11 protein-coding genes are annotated in these 17287 nt (G+C 67.9%); 4 read left to right on the top strand and 7 right to left on the bottom strand.

Annotation, left to right across the window (positions count from 1 at the left end):
- Positions 1 to 10 precede the first annotated feature (10 nt).
- The 3 genes from TVC13_RS05265 to TVC13_RS05255 are packed head-to-tail and all read right to left on the bottom strand — an operon-like array spanning position 11 to position 4634.
- Entirely contained in the window at positions 11 to 997 is a 987-nt protein-coding gene (locus TVC13_RS05265) for an NAD-dependent epimerase/dehydratase family protein (RefSeq protein WP_422400175.1), read from the bottom strand.
- On the bottom strand, positions 994 to 3615 hold the full coding sequence (locus TVC13_RS05260; RefSeq protein ID WP_422400174.1) for an alpha/beta fold hydrolase: 2622 nt from the start codon (positions 3613 to 3615) through the stop codon (positions 994 to 996). The genes TVC13_RS05265 and TVC13_RS05260 overlap by 4 nt, the downstream gene beginning before the upstream one ends.
- Positions 3609 to 4634, bottom strand: coding sequence for a 3-oxoacyl-ACP synthase III (locus TVC13_RS05255; protein ID WP_422400173.1), 1026 nt, complete (start codon positions 4632 to 4634; stop codon positions 3609 to 3611). Before TVC13_RS05255 ends, TVC13_RS05260 begins: the two co-directional genes overlap by 7 nt.
- A gap of 212 nt (positions 4635 to 4846) precedes the next feature.
- Here TVC13_RS05255 and smc point away from each other — a divergent pair, with 212 nt between their 5' ends.
- Positions 4847 to 8461 carry a chromosome segregation protein SMC gene (gene smc / locus TVC13_RS05250; protein ID WP_422400172.1) on the top strand — a complete coding sequence of 1205 codons (3615 nt, stop codon included), beginning with the start codon at positions 4847 to 4849 and terminating at the stop codon, positions 8459 to 8461.
- 225 nt (positions 8462 to 8686) lie between these two features.
- On the opposite strand, the gene TVC13_RS05245 is transcribed toward smc, so the two are convergent.
- Together TVC13_RS05245 and TVC13_RS05240 are read right to left on the bottom strand one after the other, a co-directional pair.
- Entirely contained in the window at positions 8687 to 9418 is a 732-nt protein-coding gene (locus TVC13_RS05245; RefSeq protein ID WP_422400171.1) for a glutamine amidotransferase, read from the bottom strand.
- Positions 9415 to 10653 (bottom strand): MFS transporter, encoded by a 1239-nt coding sequence (locus tag TVC13_RS05240; RefSeq protein WP_422400170.1) that lies wholly within the window; start codon positions 10651 to 10653, stop codon positions 9415 to 9417. Before TVC13_RS05240 ends, TVC13_RS05245 begins: the two co-directional genes overlap by 4 nt.
- A gap of 110 nt (positions 10654 to 10763) precedes the next feature.
- On the opposite strand from TVC13_RS05240, the gene ftsY reads away from it, so the two are divergent.
- Positions 10764 to 11966 (top strand): signal recognition particle-docking protein FtsY, encoded by a 1203-nt coding sequence (gene ftsY / locus TVC13_RS05235; protein ID WP_422400169.1) that lies wholly within the window; start codon positions 10764 to 10766, stop codon positions 11964 to 11966.
- A gap of 85 nt (positions 11967 to 12051) precedes the next feature.
- Here ftsY and TVC13_RS05230 read toward each other — a convergent pair whose 3' ends face one another.
- Positions 12052 to 13758: a hypothetical protein gene (locus TVC13_RS05230; RefSeq protein ID WP_422400168.1), complete on the bottom strand. Its 1707-nt coding sequence runs from the start codon at positions 13756 to 13758 to the stop codon at positions 12052 to 12054.
- A gap of 249 nt (positions 13759 to 14007) precedes the next feature.
- Here TVC13_RS05230 and TVC13_RS05225 point away from each other — a divergent pair, with 249 nt between their 5' ends.
- Positions 14008 to 15300 carry an ammonium transporter gene (locus TVC13_RS05225; RefSeq protein WP_422400167.1) on the top strand — a complete coding sequence of 431 codons (1293 nt, stop codon included), beginning with the start codon at positions 14008 to 14010 and terminating at the stop codon, positions 15298 to 15300.
- Entirely contained in the window at positions 15297 to 15635 is a 339-nt protein-coding gene (locus TVC13_RS05220; RefSeq protein ID WP_422400166.1) for a P-II family nitrogen regulator, read from the top strand. Before TVC13_RS05225 ends, TVC13_RS05220 begins: the two co-directional genes overlap by 4 nt.
- Before the next feature lie 190 nt (positions 15636 to 15825).
- Here the strand turns inward: TVC13_RS05220 and TVC13_RS05215 are convergent, their stop codons facing one another.
- Complete coding sequence (locus TVC13_RS05215) at positions 15826 to 17244, bottom strand: glucose-6-phosphate dehydrogenase (protein ID WP_422400165.1); 1419 nt, start codon at positions 17242 to 17244, stop codon at positions 15826 to 15828.
- Between the last annotated feature and the right edge of the window lie 43 nt (positions 17245 to 17287).

Raw genomic sequence — 17287 nt, 5'->3', positions numbered from 1 at the left:
CCCTGCCATCCTATGCGGCATAGTGCTTGGCCAGCCGGGCCATGCCCTCCTCGACCGAGACCTCCGGCGTCCAGTCCAGGACCTGCCGGGTGTGCCGCTGGTCGAACCAGTGCGAGGTGGACAGCTGCTCGGCGAGGAACCGGGTCATGGGGGGCTCGTCCTCCACCAGACCGCGGGACCCGGCGGCCAGCCAGGCTTTTTCAATGACGCTGCCGGCGCCCCGCGCCAGCCAGCCGGGCACGCTAAGGGACGGGGAGGGGATGCCGGCGGCGGCGCAGATGCCGCTGATCATTTCCCGGACCATGCGCGGCTGGCCGTTGGTGACCACCAGCGCCTGTCCGTGGGCATGTTCCATCCGTTCAAGCGCGCGGGCGATGGCCGCGGCTGCGTTGTCCAGATACGTGGTGTCGATCAGGGCGGCACCGCCGTCGAGCAGCGGCAGCCGGCCGGACCGGGCGCGGTCCATCACCCGTTCCACCAGCTGGGTGTCCCCGGGACCCCAGACGATGTGCGGGCGGATGGCCGCGACCCGGAAGCCGGGGGAGTCCTCCGCCAGCGCCAGGAGCTCCGCTGCTGCCTTGGACCGGGCGTAGTGCCCGCGTGCCCGCTCCGGGTCCGCGGTCCCGGCCCCGGCACCGGCGATAGGTTCACCGAAATGGGCGACCGAGGGCGAGGAGACAAAAACGACGTCGCGCACGCCGGCCGCCCGCCCGGCAGCCAGGACGTTGCGGGTGCCGTCAATGTTGGTTGCCTGGAATTCGGACCACGCTCCGGTGAAGGACACCTTGGCGGCGAGGTGCACAACGGCGTCCATTCCCGCCATGGCGGCGTCGACTGCCGCGCGGTCCGTGATGGAACCCGAGAAGGACTCCAGGCCGGGAACCGCAGCAGGGCGCCGCTGCAGCGTGCGCACAGAGTGGCCCTGCGCGGCGAGGACGCCGGCAACGGCACCGCCCAGCAGTCCGCTGGCTCCGGTAACAAGTATCCGGCGGCTCATCGGCGTGCCCCCGGTGCGGAGATCCGGCCGCCCGCAAGTACCCGGCCGGCCCAGGCGCCCAGAGCGGAGCGGTCGATCTTGGAGTTGTGGCGGATGTCCGTGGGCATCTGCGGCAGCACCAGCACAGCGGCCACATCCAGGCCGCAGCGTTCCGCGACGGCGTCGCGGACGGCGGCAGCCAGGGATTCCTCGGCCGGCCCGGGGCGGCGGACCCCGTCGATGGTCTCCACCACGGCCACCGGCACCTGTGTCCCGGCCGGGCCGACGCCGACCAGGGCAGCCAGCCGCACTGCGGGAACCGACTCTGCGGCCTGCTCAGCCGCGACCGGGGTAACCGGCCCGGAAGCAGTGGTGAGCACATGCCCCAGCCTGCCCTCCACCCAGAGCCTGCCGTCGGCGTCGAAATGGCCCACATCCCCGGTCCGGTGCCAGCCCGGCAGCGAACTGCTGTGCGACTCGGTGATCCAGAGCCGGTCATACCGGTCCTTCACATGGGGTGCGCTGACGAGGATTTCACCGGTGATCCCGGCGGCGCCGGAAACCTCGGCGCCGGCCGTGCCGTCGGCGGACAGCGGTGCCAGTGCCACGCGCGCGCCGGCCACAGCCGTGCCTACACAGACCCCGTTGCCGGTGCCGGCCTTGCGGATCTGCTCCAGCGAAATGTCCGTGACCGGCAGCGCCTCGGTCATCCCGTACGGGGTGTGCAGGGCTGCGGCGGGAACCAGGTCCTGGACCCGGGTCAGCAGCGCTTCCGGGATGGGAGCGCCGGCGGAGAGCAGCAGTTCCACGTGTGCCAGGGCAGCCCGCTGGGCCTCGTCGAGGTCCCCTGCAGTGGCCAGGACGTTGGTCAGGGCAGCGGGGGAGGCAAACACCGTGGTGGCCTGGACGGCGGCCGCGGCGTCGGCAAGCGCTGCAGCGGTCAGCGTGCGCGGAGCGGTGACGTCCATGTCCGGAGTGACGCTGGTGGCACCCAGAGCCGGGCCAAGCAGCGCAAACGGTGCAAAACCGGCCACCAGCGAGGATCCGGCCTTCAGGTTGTATGTCTCGCGGAGAGTGTCCCGCATGGCGGTGAGGCCGCGGTGGGTGTAGACGGCTCCCTTGGCCGGGCCGGTGGAACCGGAGGTGAAAAGCACGGCAGCGTCGGCGTCGGGATCAACCTGCCAGTCGGGAACGGGCTGTCCGGCGCCCGCGGCGGTCAGCTCCGCCACGGTATGCGCTGCCCCGAGCAGGCGGCGCCTGGCAGGGGAAGCTTCGCCGGCGAGTACCCGGGTCCCGGGCCAGCCGAAGAGCCGTGCGCCGGTGAGGCCGCGCTCAATGCCGACAATGAAATCCGGTCCCGCGCCCTTGATGGCACGGCTCAGGCCCTTGGACCCGAGGCCGGCGTCGGCAACCACCACAACGGCGCCCAGCCGCAGGCATGCGTAGATCAGGGTGGTCAGTTCGCTGCCCGGCGGCACCAGCAGGTTGACCCGGTGGCCCGGGCGCACTCCGATCCCGGCCAGCCCCGCGGCCAGTGCATTGACGCGGCCGCGCAGCTCGGCCCAGGACAGCACGGCGGGAGCCTGGCCGGACGCGGCCGGGGCCATGTCCACGACGGCAGGAGAGTGATCATCGCTGCGCTCATCCAGTTCGGCCAACATGGGCCGGAAGCCGGACGGCTGCGCCTTTGCAGCAGGCTTTCCGGCGGCGGGGGCAGCCACGCCCTCCAGCCAGGAGAAGACCGGCGACGCGATGTCCCGGTCTTCGGCTACCAGGTGCCCGGCGCCTTCGAAGCGGTGTACGTCGGCCTGCGGAAGCCGGCCGATCAGGTCCCGAAGATACCGGTCGGAGAACACCGGGTCCTTGGGCCCCCAGAGCGCCAGCACCGGAACGTCCAGGTCCCGGATGCCTTCGGCCACCCGGGTGAGCGCGCGGTAGCTCGGGTGGGTCTCCTCCGCCGGGATGTCCGCAACGAAATTGCCGACGCCGGTGCGCCGGGCAGCGGTGCGGTACGGCTCGGCGTAGGCGGCGCGTATTTCCGGTTGCAGTGCCGGCTGGGCCAGGGAATGCGTGACGCGGATGAACGCGTCGGTACGCTTGGTGCCCCAGCCGTGGACAGCGGGGTGCAGTGCAAGTTTCAGTGCCGGGGGCAGCGAGAACCCGGCAGGGTGGACGGCGGTGTTGGTCAGCACCACGCCGGCGAGCTGTTTCCGGTGGGCCAGGGCCCAGCCCAGGGAGATGACACCGCCCCAGTCATGGCCCACGCTGACCACCGGGCCGGTGAGCCCGAGTGCACTGGTCAGGTCACCAAGATCGGTGATCCGGTCAGCCAGCCGGCGGAAGGTGCCGGTGCGGTCGGAGAAGCCCATGTCCAGCTGGTCCACGGCGATCACCCGCCAGGGACGTTCGTCCGTGCTGCCGGCAGCTGCCAGGCTGCGCCAGAGGTAGGACCAGGTGGGGTTGCCGTGGACGCACAGCAGCGTTCCGGCAGGTTCGACGCCGCGGGCTGCGAGGTCCGGGGCATTATCCAGCAGGTGCCAGGTGTGGGTGGTGCCGGGGACGTCGACGGCGGCGGTGGAGGGCACCTGGACATGGCGGGACCACGCGGCCGGAACTCCGGGCCAGGATTCAGCTACCACGCGATTTCCATCATGGTGGTGTTCAGGCCGGAGCCGACCCCCATGCACAGCACCCGGTCCCCGGGATGCAGTGTGCGGGCTTCCTGCGCCAGGGTCATCGGCAGGGACGCGGGCCCCACGTTGCCCCACCGGGGGAAGGTGATGGGAACGCGTTCCTTGTCCAGGTTCACGGCTTTGATGATGGCGTTGGTGTAGGAGTTTGAGACCTGGTGGGTGACGTAGCGATCCATACCCTTCCAGTCCCAGCCGTTCTGCTGTGCCTCATGCCAGGCGGTCACCACCAGGTCCAGGCCGCCCTCGAGCAGCCCCTTGGTATCGGTGTACATGCCGCCTTCGCCGCCAACGCAGAGTTCGTGGTGTTCGGTGCCGGCCCGGGAGACTCCGCCGAGGATGCGGTGCGAACCGGGGTGGTCCCCGGCACGGCCGATCACAGCCGCAGCGGCGCCGCTGCCCAGCGTCAGGGTCGCGAATTCGCGCAGGTAGTCCTGGCGTGTGGAGTCCTCACGGTTCAGGCGCCCGAAGGTGGCCTCCTGGACGCCCTGGGAGTCTTCCCCCGCCACGATCAGGGCATAGTCGATCTGACCCGATTCGATCATGTTCGAGGCCATGGTGATGCCGTTGACGAACCCGAGGCAGGCGTTGGCGAGGTCGAAGTTCAGGGCAGAGGAGGGAAGGCCCAGGCTGTGGTGGATCTTCACGGCAACGGAGGGCTCAAGATTCTTCCTGGTCACGGAGGTGTTGATCAGCAGCCCAATCTGGGAAGGCTCAACCCCTGCCTCGGCCATTGCCTTGGCCCCTGCCTCGATCGCGCCGTCCTCAAAGGTGGTGCCGGGAGCCCACCACCGGCGTTCCTCGACTCCGGCCACCCGTTTCAGCAGGCCCTTGGATAACCGCAGCCGTTTCAGCGACGGCGAGAGCCGTTCATCAAACTCCTGAGAACTGACAACAACGGGCGCTTCTACGCTCTTGACGCTCAGGAGTGCGGTGTTGGTGTGGTGGAAGTTGAAGTTCCCGCTCAAAATGCCTGCCTTGTCTGCTGCCAAAAAAGATCGCGGTCCGGGCCCGGTCAACCCGTAACGGCGCCGTCGAACCATATGATTCTCTAAGAAGCCTACTTTCCTGGCAGGCCTGGAACGCGCGAAATCACGGATTACGCTCTGCGAGTACTGCGCTTAAGTGTGGAGTACCACCCGGCTTTAAGGAATCTTCCACAAACGAGAGACAGAGGCCAGTGCACTTAAAAACCCTCACGATGCGGGGCTTCAAGTCCTTCGCGTCGGCCACCACCTTCGAGTTTGAGCCGGGAGTGACCGCCGTTGTCGGTCCGAACGGCTCAGGCAAGTCCAATGTGGTGGACGCCCTGGCCTGGGTGATGGGGGAGCAGGGGGCGAAGACCCTGCGCGGCGGCAAGATGGAAGATGTGATCTTCGCCGGCACCTCCGGGCGGGCACCTCTGGGCCGGGCACAGGTCTCCCTCACCATCGACAATTCCGACGGCGCCCTGCCGATCGGCTACTCGGAAGTCACCATTTCGCGGACCCTGTTCCGGGCCGGCGGCTCCGAATACGCCATCAACGGCGCGCCCTGCCGGCTGCTGGACATCCAGGAGCTGCTCTCCGACTCCGGCCTGGGCCGGGAAATGCACGTGATTGTTGGCCAGGGGCAGCTGGACAAGGTCCTGCACGCCTCCCCGGAAGACCGCCGCGGTTTCATCGAGGAAGCCGCCGGAATCCTCAAACACCGCCGCCGCCGGGAGAAAACCGTGCGGAAACTCGATGCGATGCAGGCGAACCTGGCCCGGCTGACAGACCTCACCGCGGAACTGCGCCGCCAGCTCGGTCCGCTGGGCAAACAGGCAGCCGTGGCGCGCCGGGCCAAGCAGGTCCAGCTGGACGTGCGGGACGCCCGGGCCCGGCTGCTGGCCGACGACATTGTGACCCTCGCTGCCGCCGTCGAACAGGACACCGCCGCCGAGGCCGCCCTGCGCACGCGCCGGGCCCAGGTGGAGCAGGAAGCCGCCGCCCAGGGAGCGCGCCTGGCCGAACTTGAACGGCTGGCCGCCGAAGCAACCCCCCGGGTGAATGCGGCACGCGAAGCCTGGTACGCGCTCTCCTCGACCCGGGAGCGGCTGCGTTCCCTGGCTGCCCTCGCCGAGGAACGGCAGCGCCTGCTCGGGTCCGCGGAACCCGCAGCCGATCCCGGGCGTGATCCGGAAAAACTCCAGGCGCAGGCCCGGCGGGTGCGCGCCGAAGCGGAACAGCTGGCCGCGGAGGCGGAAGAACGTGAGGGCATGCTCGAAGACGCCGTGGAGATCCGGGCCGCCGCGGAAGAGGAAGCGGCAGCCGAAGAGCGCCGTCTGGCAGCCCTGCTGCGCGCGGCAGCGGACCGCCGGGAAGGCCTGGCCCGGCTCTCCGGTGCGGTCTCCGCTGCACGCTCCCGGGTGGAAGCCGCTGAGGCTGAACTGGGCCGGCTACGCGCCTCCATCGCCCAGGCGGAGGAACGCCGCCGAACCGCGGAAGCGGATTTTGCTGCACTGGAACAGGAAGCCGCCGGCGTCGAATCCGGTGAAGAAGGCCTGGACGCCGAATACGAGGAAGCCACCCAGGCACTGGATGCCGCCGAGGCCCGGCTGGCGGACCTCGTGGAAGAGGAACGCCAGGCGGTTCGGGACCGCGAGACGCTGACGGCACGGCGCGATGCGCTCGCGGTGGGCCTGGACCGGCGCGACGGGTCCGGGGCGCTGCTGGAGGCAGGGCTCGACGGCGTGCTCTCGCCCCTGGCCGACCTGCTCACCGTAGCCCCGGGCTATGAACGTGCGGTCAGCGCAGCCCTGGGTCCCGCGGCCGAGGCTCTGGCTGTCCGGGATGCTCTCAGCGCCGTGCAGGCACTCAAAGCCCTCAAGGACTCCGGCTCGGGCCAGGTGAGCCTGGTCCTGGCAGGGGAGTCCGGCACCGCAGAACCGCGCACTGACGGCCCGGTGCTTCCCGCCGGCTGTGTGTACGCCGCGGACCTGGTGGAGGCAGCCCCGGACGCCGCGCCAGCTGTGCGCTCGCTCCTGCGTGCCGCCGTCGTCGTCGAGTCCCTGGAACAGGCCGCAGCCCTGCTGGCGGAGAATCCCGGGCTGACGGCGGTCACCGCCGACGGCGACGTGCTTACTGCCTACACGGCAGCCGGCGGATCCGGTTCGGCTCCCGGACTGATCGAAGTCCAGGCCGCCGTCGAGGAAACCCAGAACCGGCTGGATCAGGCAGCTGCACGTGCCGAAAAGGCCCGCTTTGCGATTGCCTCAGCGCGGACGGAAAGGGACGCCGCCCGGCAGCGGGCTGATGCTGCGCTCGCCGTCCTGCATGAATCCGATGCCCGGCTGGCAGCGGTCGGGGAGCGGCTGGGTGCGCTGAACTCCGCGCTGCGTTCCGCGGCAGGAGAAGCGGAGCGGCTGACACGGCTTGCTGAAGCGGCGGAAGCCAACCTCGCCGGGGAACAGGAGAAGCTGGCCGACGCCGCGCAGCGGCTGGCTGCCGCACAGCAGAGCCCCGCGGACGCAGCTGAACCTGCCACAGACCGGCGCGACGCATTGGCGCTGGCGGCGGCGCAGGCCCGGCAGGCGGAGATGGATGCACGGCTGTCCCTGCGTTCTGCCCAGGAGCAGCTGGCCGCTGTGTCCGGCAGGGTCGAATCCCTGGAGCGGGCTGCGGCAGCCGAGCGGCGGGCACGGGCGGCAGCTGCCGAACGGGCCCGGGTGCGCGCCGCGCAGGCCGCCCGCGCGGAAGCAGTAGCGAAGGCCGCCCTGCAGGCCGGACGCTGGGCGGAGGTTTCGCTGGAGGCTGCGGCTGCCGAGCGGGATCAGGCCGAAGCCGTTCGGGCCGAGTTCGACGCCGAACTCACCGCCGTCCGGGCAGCGAACGCTGAAGCTGTGGCCGAGCTGGCTAAACTGACCGACTCGGTGCACCGGGACGAGCTGCTGCGCGCGGAGAAACGGCTGCGGATCGAAGCGCTTGAAACACGTGCCGTGGAGGAACTCGGGATCACGGCAGACAATCTGGTGGCCGAGTACGGTCCGGACCAGCTGGTGCCGGTCCCGGCCGAGGCGGCAGAGGGTGCCGGGAAGTGGGCAGCCCTGCACGTTCCGGTGGACGAGGACGGCAACCCGGTCACCGAGGGCGTTCCCTACAACCGCGCCGAGCAGGAGAAACGGCTCAAGCGGGCGCAGCGGGATCTCTCCGCCCTGGGCAAGGTCAACCCGCTGGCACTGGAGGAGTTCGCTGCCCTGGAGGAACGGCACTCCTTCCTCAGCACCCAGCTGGAGGACCTCAAGGCCACCCGCAAGGACCTGCTGGATATCATCCGGGAAGTGGACCAGCGTGTGGAGGAAGTCTTCACCGCAGCCTTCCACGACACCGCAGCCCAGTTCGAACGGGTCTTTGGACGGCTCTTTCCCGGCGGGGAGGGACGGCTGGTCCTCACCAACCCGCAGGACATGCTCACCACGGGCATCGAAGTGGAAGCCCGGCCGGCCGGCAAAAAGATCAAGCGGCTCTCCCTGCTCTCCGGAGGGGAACGCTCACTGACCGCCGTCGCACTGCTGGTGGCCATCTTCAAGGCCCGCCCCTCGCCCTTCTACGTGATGGACGAAGTCGAAGCGGCCCTGGATGACACGAACCTGGGCCGGCTCATCACCATCTTCGAGGAGCTGCGCGAATCCAGCCAGCTCATTGTCATCACGCACCAGAAGCGGACCATGGAAGTTGCCGATGCCCTGTACGGAGTGTCAATGCGCGGCGACGGTGTCTCCGCAGTGATCAGCCAGCGGCTGGCCGGTGTGGCGCGGCATTCTGCCGCCCCTTAGCGTTGCAGATCCCTCCCTTCTCCTCGCAAGCTCGGAGAGGGGCCCTGGATCACTTCCTCCCTCGGCGACTGCTTCTGGTGGAACTATCCCGCCTGTTCCCTCCGGTTGGGGACAATCCGTATGGTTCGGGATGCCGACGACGCCGCTTTTCCCTCCGGTTCGGGACCAACCGTATGCGATGCGGGGCTACGCAGAACACCGCGCGGCCCCGGCTGGCCGAGGCCGCTAGCGGGCGTAGCGCGCAGTGAAGTTGCGAAGGATCAGCGGCGGGGCAGTGACCTGCGCGGGCCGGACCGAATCCATCACGGTCTCGGCCTCTTCCGGCGGGAAGTACCCGGCATTGCGGTAGACCGAGATCCGGGTCAGCAGCCCGGCGACATCGAGCTCCGGGTGGAACTGGGTGGCGTACAGATTCTGCCGCACACGGAACATCTGTACCGGGCAGGTGGGGGAGCCGGCCAGGTTCACGGCCTGCGGGGGCAGCGCGAAAACCGCCTCCTTGTGGCCCACGAAAGCATCGAAGGTATCCGGCAGACCGTCCAGCAGGGGATCCCGCCTGCCCTCGGCCGTGAGGGTTACCGGCACAGCACCGATCGCCTCGCCGTAGGTGCGGTCCACGACGGCCCCCTGGTGCCGCCCCAGGGTGCCCACCCCGTAGCACGCACCAAGGAACGGAAAGTCTTCCGCCACCACGGTGTCCAGCAGGGAGCTGAGTTCCTTTTCTACCCGCAGCTGCAGCGCGGACTTGCTCTCTTCCGGGTCTGAGGAGTTGAACGGGCTGCCGCCCACAATGATCCCGCTGTAGTTCGCAAGATCTATGGGAGGCAGGGGAGCGGCTTCCATGCGTACACGGTGCAGCTGTTCAGGTTCCAGGCCTCCGAAGTGCAGGTAGGACTCGTATTCCTCCTCGGCAGCGCCGTCTTCGGCGCGGGTGGCCAGGAGCAGGAAGGGCTTCATTCCTCGATGGTAGTGCGGCGGGAGCGCATCCTCGCCACCCGCTGCTCAGGTGCCAGCGTTTCCCGGGCGGTGAGCCAAATCAGCAGGGCCAGCAGCGCGGTTGCCCCGGTGACGGCGAAGGCCCAGGTATACCCCAGCGTGTCGGCCAGTACACCGGCCAGGATGGGGCCGATGATCGCGCCGGTATCCGCGGACATCTGGAATGCCGCCAGCACCTTGCCGCCGCTGCGCTCTGAACCAACGACGTCGGCCACTGCTGCCTGCTGCGCAGGATTCAGCAAGCCCGTACCCATGCCGGCTATGGCGGAGACCACCAGGAACATGGCGACCGACCCGGAGAAGCCGATTGCCGCAGTGGCGGCCCCGTTTATGGCCAGACCGGTGATGACCAGGGGTTTGCGGCCCCATGAGTCCGCCAGTTTGCCGGAGAAGGTCAGCGCCAGTGCCGTTCCCGCAGCGAACGCGGTCAGGGAGATGCCGGCGATTTCGGGTCCCGCGGAGAGGACCGCCGCAGCGAAGAGCGGAAGCAGGGAGTTACGCACCCCGAAGGAGGACCAGCCGTTGGCGAAGGAGGAGACCATCGCCGCTCGGTAGGCAGAGTCGGAGAGTGCCTCACGGACACTGAGATGCACCCGCTCTGCGGGCTTTTCCTTCGCGGCTGCGTTGCCGCGGGCCTCGCGCAGCAGGTAGGCGACGACGACGGCGGCCACCAGCAGGGCTGCGGCATAGACCAGGAAGGGAACCCGCAGGCCAAACCCGGCCAGCAGGCCGCCGAGCAGGGGGCCGCCGATGTTGCCCAGCAGGAAGGACGAGGCATAGGCGCCGGAGATGCGGCCGCGGATGGCCGGCGGGGCAAGCCGGATGATCAGCGCCATCGCGGAGATGGTGAACATGGTCGAACCGATGCCGCCGAGCCCCCGGAACACCAGCAGCTGCCAGTAGCTGCCGGCGAAGGCACACGCGGCGGTGGAGAGCGCCACGATGAGCAGGCCCATCACGTAGACCGGGCGCTCGCCGAGTTTCTCCAGCAGGGCTCCGCCGGCGGGGGCGAAGATCAGCCGGGTGAAGGCGAACGCACTGACCACCACGGAGGAGGCCGCCACGCCGACGTTGAAACTCTGGGCGAACTGCGGCAGGACCGGCGCCACCAGGCCAAAGCCAAGGGCGATGAGGAAAGCAGCGGCAATGAGGACTTTGATTTCGCGGGGGATAGGTATCCGGGGTGAACTCGCCATGATGCTTTGATTCTTGCAGATCCCGGGAGGTTTGCCTCCGGGTGCCGCCGGGACCGTGGACCGCCGCGGACGGGTGCCCGCCGGCGGTGCCGTATGACATGCTGGAAAGCGTGAATGAGACTCTTTCGATTGTGATCTATGTGGTCATTGGGCTGGCTGTTGTCGGTTCGCTGGCAGCCCTGCTGGTCCGCACCCGCCGCACGCCCAAGGGGATGTACCCCACGAAGCGCGATGCAGATGACCTGCCGGGCGGCAGCGGAGCGACTTCTGTCCTGGACCGTCCCGGAACTGCTGAGCCGGAATCCGATTCCACGCTCACCGTTCCGGACGACCTTCGGGACCTGGAAGAAGCCCCCGCCGAACCCGAAGCTCCCGCGCTGGAGAAACCGGAACCGGTCCAGGGCCGCCTGGCCCGGCTGCGGGCCCGGCTGGCCAAGTCCAACAACGCACTGGGCAAGGCCCTGCTGGCGCTGCTCTCCAGCGACAAGATCGACGAGGATGTCTGGGACGAGATCGAGGAAACGCTGCTGCTGGCAGACCTCGGTACCGAACCGACCACCGAGCTGGTCGACGCGCTGCGTGAGCGGGTGCGCATTTCCGGCAGCCGCGACCCCCAGGAAGTCCACGCCATGCTGCGCGAGGAACTGATCAAGCTGGTGGATCCCACCATGGACCGTTCCCTGGCCGTTGACCGCCACGCGGACAAGCCCGCCGTCGTTATGGTTGTGGGCGTGAACGGGGTGGGCAAGACCACTACCGTAGGCAAACTGGCCCGCGTGCTGGTGGCCGAGGACAAAGATGTTCTCCTCGGAGCAGCCGATACGTTCCGTGCCGCTGCTGCGGAACAGCTCGCCACCTGGGGCCAGCGTGTGGGTGTGCCCACCGTGCGCTCCGAGGTCGACGGCGCGGACCCGGCGTCGGTCGCCTTCGAAGCTGTGAAGGCAGGCATCGACGGCGAAGTGGACACCGTGCTCATCGACACCGCCGGCCGCCTGCAGAATAAGGTCGGCCTCATGGACGAGCTGGGCAAGGTCAAGCGCGTCATCGAAAAGCAGGCCGAGGTTGACGAGGTGCTGCTGGTCCTGGACGCCACCACCGGCCAGAACGGCCTCACCCAGGCGAAGGTCTTCGCCGAGGTCGTGAACATCACCGGCATTGTGCTCACCAAGCTGGACGGAACCGCCAAGGGCGGAATCGTCGTCGCGATCCAGCGCACCCTCGGTGTGCCGGTCAAGCTGGTGGGACTGGGCGAGGGCCCGGATGACCTGGCGCCGTTCGACGCCGAAGGCTTCGTGGACGCGCTGCTGTCCTAGGAAGCAACAGTCCGGTTCAATACAAAAGGAAGCTCCCCGCCCATTAGGTGCGGGGAGCTTCCTTCTTGTTTATCTGACGGAAGCGCTAGCGGTATTCGAAGTTCAGGACGGTCACGGTGCCGGCGGTGACCGGAAGGGAGATTTCCCCGGTGCGCCCGGTTTCTGCCGTGAAGCCGGGGATGCGGTCCCGGTCCGCCACCGGCACCTGCGTGCCGCCGTCGATCTTCGTCGAATCCTCTGACGCGTAGCTGGCTCCGGTGAGCTGGGACATGCTCCCGTACCGGCTTCCGGCAGGGATCTTCAGTGTGACGGGGGTCGGTGCAACAGACTCAGGGTCGTTGAGATTCACCAGGACCACACTGATCGATTCGTCCCCTTGCTTCACTGCATACCAGTACACATTGGACCCGCCCTCAGCTGTGCCCTCAAGGAAGTCGCCTTCGCCAAGGAGCCCGACGAGGGACACCCCGTGGTAGTTCGCCCGGGGTTCAAAATCGGGTCCGGTGGAGCCCCACTCGCCGGTGGCGCACAGCACTGACATGGGAGGTCCGCCGCCGCACGCCATCAGTGAACTGTGGAACGCAAGCCGGCTCACCCCGGAACGTGCGGAGGTAAGGGCGAAGTTTGCCGACCACAGCGCCGAGGCATGGGTTTTGGTGTATTCGTTGCTGCCGGTGCAGGCGGATGCGCTGGTCTCTGCCAGCCAGGTCTCAAGCTGTGCACCGGAACCAATCTTGACGGCAGCTTCGCTGTACTTGACGCTGCGCTCCGCGGTCTGCGGGCTGACCAGGTTGGCCATGGTCGGGGTTTGCTCCGGATTGGATCCGGAGCAGCTGGAGAGCGGGTAGTTGTGGTAGGCAAGCGCTACCTTGTTGGGTATTCCCGATGCTGAAAACTCCTTCCACCAGTCCTGGGTGAAGGTGCCCGGCCCGGCGATCGGTGTACCCGGCGCCGCTGCTTCGATGGCCTCGCTGTAAGCCTCGAGCTCGCCGAGGTAATCCTCCACGCCCCATGACGAAGGCCGCAGGTCGTTGTAGGCGCCGGCGGCCTCGCTGAGGCCGTTGGGCTCGTTCCCGACGATCACCCCTACCAGGCGGTCGCCGAAGATGCTGCGGGCGTGCTTTGCCTGGTCGGCGGCACGTTCGGGATCGAACTGTCCCAGGGTCACGTTCATGATGATCGAGGCGTCAACGGCTTCCGCAAGCCCGTTAATCCGTTCCAGGTCCGCGGGGGTGACAGTGGTGAACGGTCCTCCGGAAGCTGCATTCCATCCCGCCGGCACCTGCTCGCCGGTGGAGGTCCAGAAGAAGCGGCGGTCGACGGCGTTTCCGCCGAAGCGCAGCGTGGGGCTGCCAAGCCCCTGGAGAAGCCCCACCAGGGTCGGATTGTCCGCACTGAATCGGGGATCAGCCAGGTCGGTGGCCTCCAGAGACAGCCCTACGGACCCCAAAGACGTACCGATACGCGTGTCCGTGATTTCCAGGGCAAGCGGTTCGGGTGCCGCGAGTCCAGCATCGGCGGGCGGGGCAGACTGGATGTACTCGGGTCGGCTGAGCTTTTCGGAGTCGGGCTGGACCACCGTCTCCACACCAGGGCTGGGACTCGAAGGCCCGGCGTTGGACGCGTCGTCGGAAAGCAACCGCGGCACGAAGGCTGCGCCGCCGGCTACCAGGGCAATGCCGGCAGCGGCCGCCAGCAGCTTCGCGTTTCGCGGCCCCTTGCGGCGGGACCGCGGCCGGACCTCTGGGTCGGACTGTGAAGCCCGGTCGGACGGGGGAGATTGCTCAGGCATAAGGGAGTGTTCCTTCAGGTATACGAGACTCCCGAACATCCTAGCCGCGCCGGGGCAAGCCCCCTGGCAACACTCACGGCGGGTTCCCGGCCGCCGGTAACCTGCCCGAAACGCTGCGGACACCGCACTTTTACCCAGCCTCGAAGTTTGTAATCTGCCGGCAATACCCCCGGCTGAATACCGAAACTTCCCCCCGGCAATGTTCTTCGTAGCGCGGGAGATGCCCGCTGAACGTGGAAGGACATAAAGATGGATCTGTCAGCAGGTCACGTCTGGGTGATGGTATCGGCGGCACTGGTGCTGCTTATGACCCCCGGCCTGGCATTCTTTTACGGCGGGATGACCAGGGCAAAGGCAGCCCTGAACATGATGATGATGAGCTTCGTGTCAATCGGGCTCGTGGGCGTGGTCTGGGTCCTGTGGGGCTACTCCATGACGGGCGGTGACGGTATTGCCGGACTCTTCGCCAGCCCCTTCGCCTACTTCGGCCTCGACGGCCTGATCGGCACCGAAGACATGATCAGCGCCGGCTTCGGAGCCACCTTCGCGATCATTACGGTAGCGCTGATCAGCGGCGCCATCGCTGACCGCGCCAAGTTCGGCGCCTGGGCCGTCTTCGTTCCAGTGTGGGTCACCCTGGTCTACTGCCCGCTGGCTTTTATGGTCTGGGGCGGCGGCCTGCTGGGTGAAGAAGGCGCAATCGGCTCCGTCGTGGGCGAAGCCATCGACTTCGCCGGCGGCACCGTGGTTCACATCAACGCCGGCGTGGCAGCCCTGGTGCTGGCCCTGATCATCGGCAAGCGCCGCGGCTTCGGCTCAGACCCGAGCCACCGCCCGCACAACATCCCGTTCGTGATGCTCGGCGCCGCACTGCTCTGGTTCGGCTGGTTCGGCTTCAACGGCGGCGCCGCCGGTACTGCCGAAGAAGCAGGCCTGATCTGGGTCAACACGCTCGCCGCTCCCGCCGCCGCCATGGTGGGCTGGCTGATCACCGAACGTATCCGCGACGGCCGTCCCACGTCCCTCGGCGCAGCCTCGGGCATCGTCGCCGGCCTTGTGGCCATCACCCCGGCCTGCGCCAGCATCTCCCCGGTCGGCGCACTCGGCCTCGGGCTGGTTTCCGGCATCCTGGCCGCCCTGGCCGTGGGCCTGAAGTACAAGCTCGGCTATGACGATTCGCTCGACGTCGTTGGTGTCCACCTGGTGGCCGGCCTGGTCGGCACCGTGGCAATCGGTTTCATCGCACTGCCGGTCGACGGCGAAGGCGGCGGCCTCTTCTACGGCGGCGGTTTCGCCCAGCTTGGCGCGCAGATCGTGGCAACTGTCGTAGCGATTGTCTTCTCCGCAGTCATGACCCTCATCATCGGCCTGGCCATCCACAAGACCATGGGCTTCCGGGTTACTGAGGAACAGGAAATCAACGGCGTGGACCTCAGCGAGCACGCTGAGACCGCTTACGAACTGGGCGGCATCGGCGTCGGCGGTTCCTTCCGCCCGGCAGCCGAGCACACCACCCCCGTCAAGGAGAGCGTCAACTCATGAAACTCGTAACCGCAATTGTCCGGCCGGAAAAGTTCGACGCCATCCGCGGCGCCCTGGAAAGCTACGGAGTCCAGGGACTCACGGTCAGCCAGGCCAGCGGCTACGGCCGCCAGCGCGGCCACACGGAGGTCTACCGCGGTGCTGAGTACACCGTGGACCTGCTGCCGAAGCTGCGGGTGGAGGTCCTGGCTGCCAACGAGTGGGTCAGCGACATCGTTGATGTGCTGGTCTCCACTGCCAACACCGGCCGCGCCGGTGACGGCAAGGTCTGGGTGACCAACGTGGAGGAGACGCTGCGCGTCCGGACGGGCGAGCGGGGCGACTCGGCGCTCTAACTGCCACAACAGAACCACAGCAAGACAGAACCAAGGGCATCTCCTGACAAAGCCGCCCGGCCGGACACCTCATTTCAGAGGAACCCGGCCGGGCGGCTTTGTGCTTCCCGGCACCGCAACCAAATCGAGATGGCAGTAACTGCCCGTATGAGCGCCCATTCGTGCAGTTTCTGTCATCTCGATGGGGAAGTTACAGGGTGCTGCGGCTGGTCTCCCAGCCGGACGGTCCCTGCGTCCCGGCCGCGTAGCTGTTCATGGGAACCTCGTCCGCGCGCCAGGCCGCGAGCACCGGGTCCACAATCCGCCAGCATTCCTCCGCGATGTCCCCCCGGACGGAGAGGAGCCGGTTGCCCGCGATCACTGCCTCCAGGACTTCGCCGTAGGCGGTGAGCCGGGAAGTGTGCAGCTGGGCAGTGAGCGTGCTGCGGTCCAGGCGGAAGATGTCCGCCGGCCCGTTGACGTTCAGCTCCAGCTCCAGGAACGCCGGGTTGAAGGAGATCCGCAGGCGCGAGGGCGCAGCCGTTGAACCGGTGAACCCGTCCGGCAGGTGGTTTACGTTCCGGAAGGTCACCACGGCCTCTTTCCGGGTGCGGGCCTGGGCCTTGCCGGAGCGCAGGATGAAGGGAACGCCGGCCCAGCGGTCGTTGTTGATGGCGATCTCGATTTCAGCCAGGGTTTCAGTGTTCCGCTCCGGGTCCACGCCGGCGGAGGAGGTGTAAGACTGCACCTCTTTCCCGTCGATGACTCCTGCGGTGTAGCGCGCCCGCCGGGTGCTTCTGGTGTAATCCCCGGACACCGAGGCCGCCCTCAGGGCGGCCGCCACCAGATCACGCAGGTCGCGTTCGCCGAGGGACGCCGGAGGGCCGATGGCCATAAAGGCCATGATGTGCAGCAGGTGGCTCTGGATCATGTCCTCCAGCGCGCCGGAGGCGTCGTAGTACTTCGCCCGGCCCTCCAGCGCGAGCTGTTCATCAAAGACAATCTCCATCTTCTCGATGTGCAGCGAATTCCAGATCGGTTCCAGCAGCCGGTTCGAGAACCGCATCCCCACGATGTTCATGACAGTGGTCATTCCAAGGAAATGGTCTACCCGGAAGATGTCCTCCTCCGGAACCAGGGACGCCAGCGCCCGGTTCAGCTCACGGGCCGAGGCCTGGTCGGTTCCGAACGGTTTCTCCAGGACCAGCTGGGTATCTTCGGGCAGGTCACCGGCCTTCAGGGCGCCTACCGTGGTGAGCGTCAGCTTCGGCGGCAGGGCGAAATAGACAGCCAGCGGCGGCTCCAGTCCCTCCAGTCCGGCAGCCAGACTTCCCGGCGCGTCCAGGTCCAGCTGTCTGTAGGAGCTCCGCTGAACCGCAGCGTCCAGTTCCCGGCGCGCCTGCTTGCCGGCGTCGTCGTACTCCGTTGAAAAGGAGTCCGTAACGCGCTCCTTCCAGTCCGCCTGGCTCCAGTCGCGTGACCCGGACCCAACTACCACGAGCCCGGGCGCACGTCCGCGGGCAATCAGCCGGGCGAGGCCGGGGAGGAGGAGCCGGTGGGAGAGGTCCCCGGTTCCGCCCAGGATCAGCAGCGTCTTCACGCGGGACTCCCGCGTTCGGTTGGCAGCCATGGTTCCAGCGTCCCACCGTGGTGCGTGCCGGCATAGGGTTCGT

The sequence above is a fragment of the Arthrobacter sp. 3Tela_A genome, assembly GCF_049311025.1.
Lineage (GTDB): Bacteria > Actinomycetota > Actinomycetes > Actinomycetales > Micrococcaceae > Arthrobacter_B.
The sequence above is the reverse complement of the archived record's forward strand: the minus strand, read 5'-3'. Positions and strand labels throughout refer to the sequence as shown.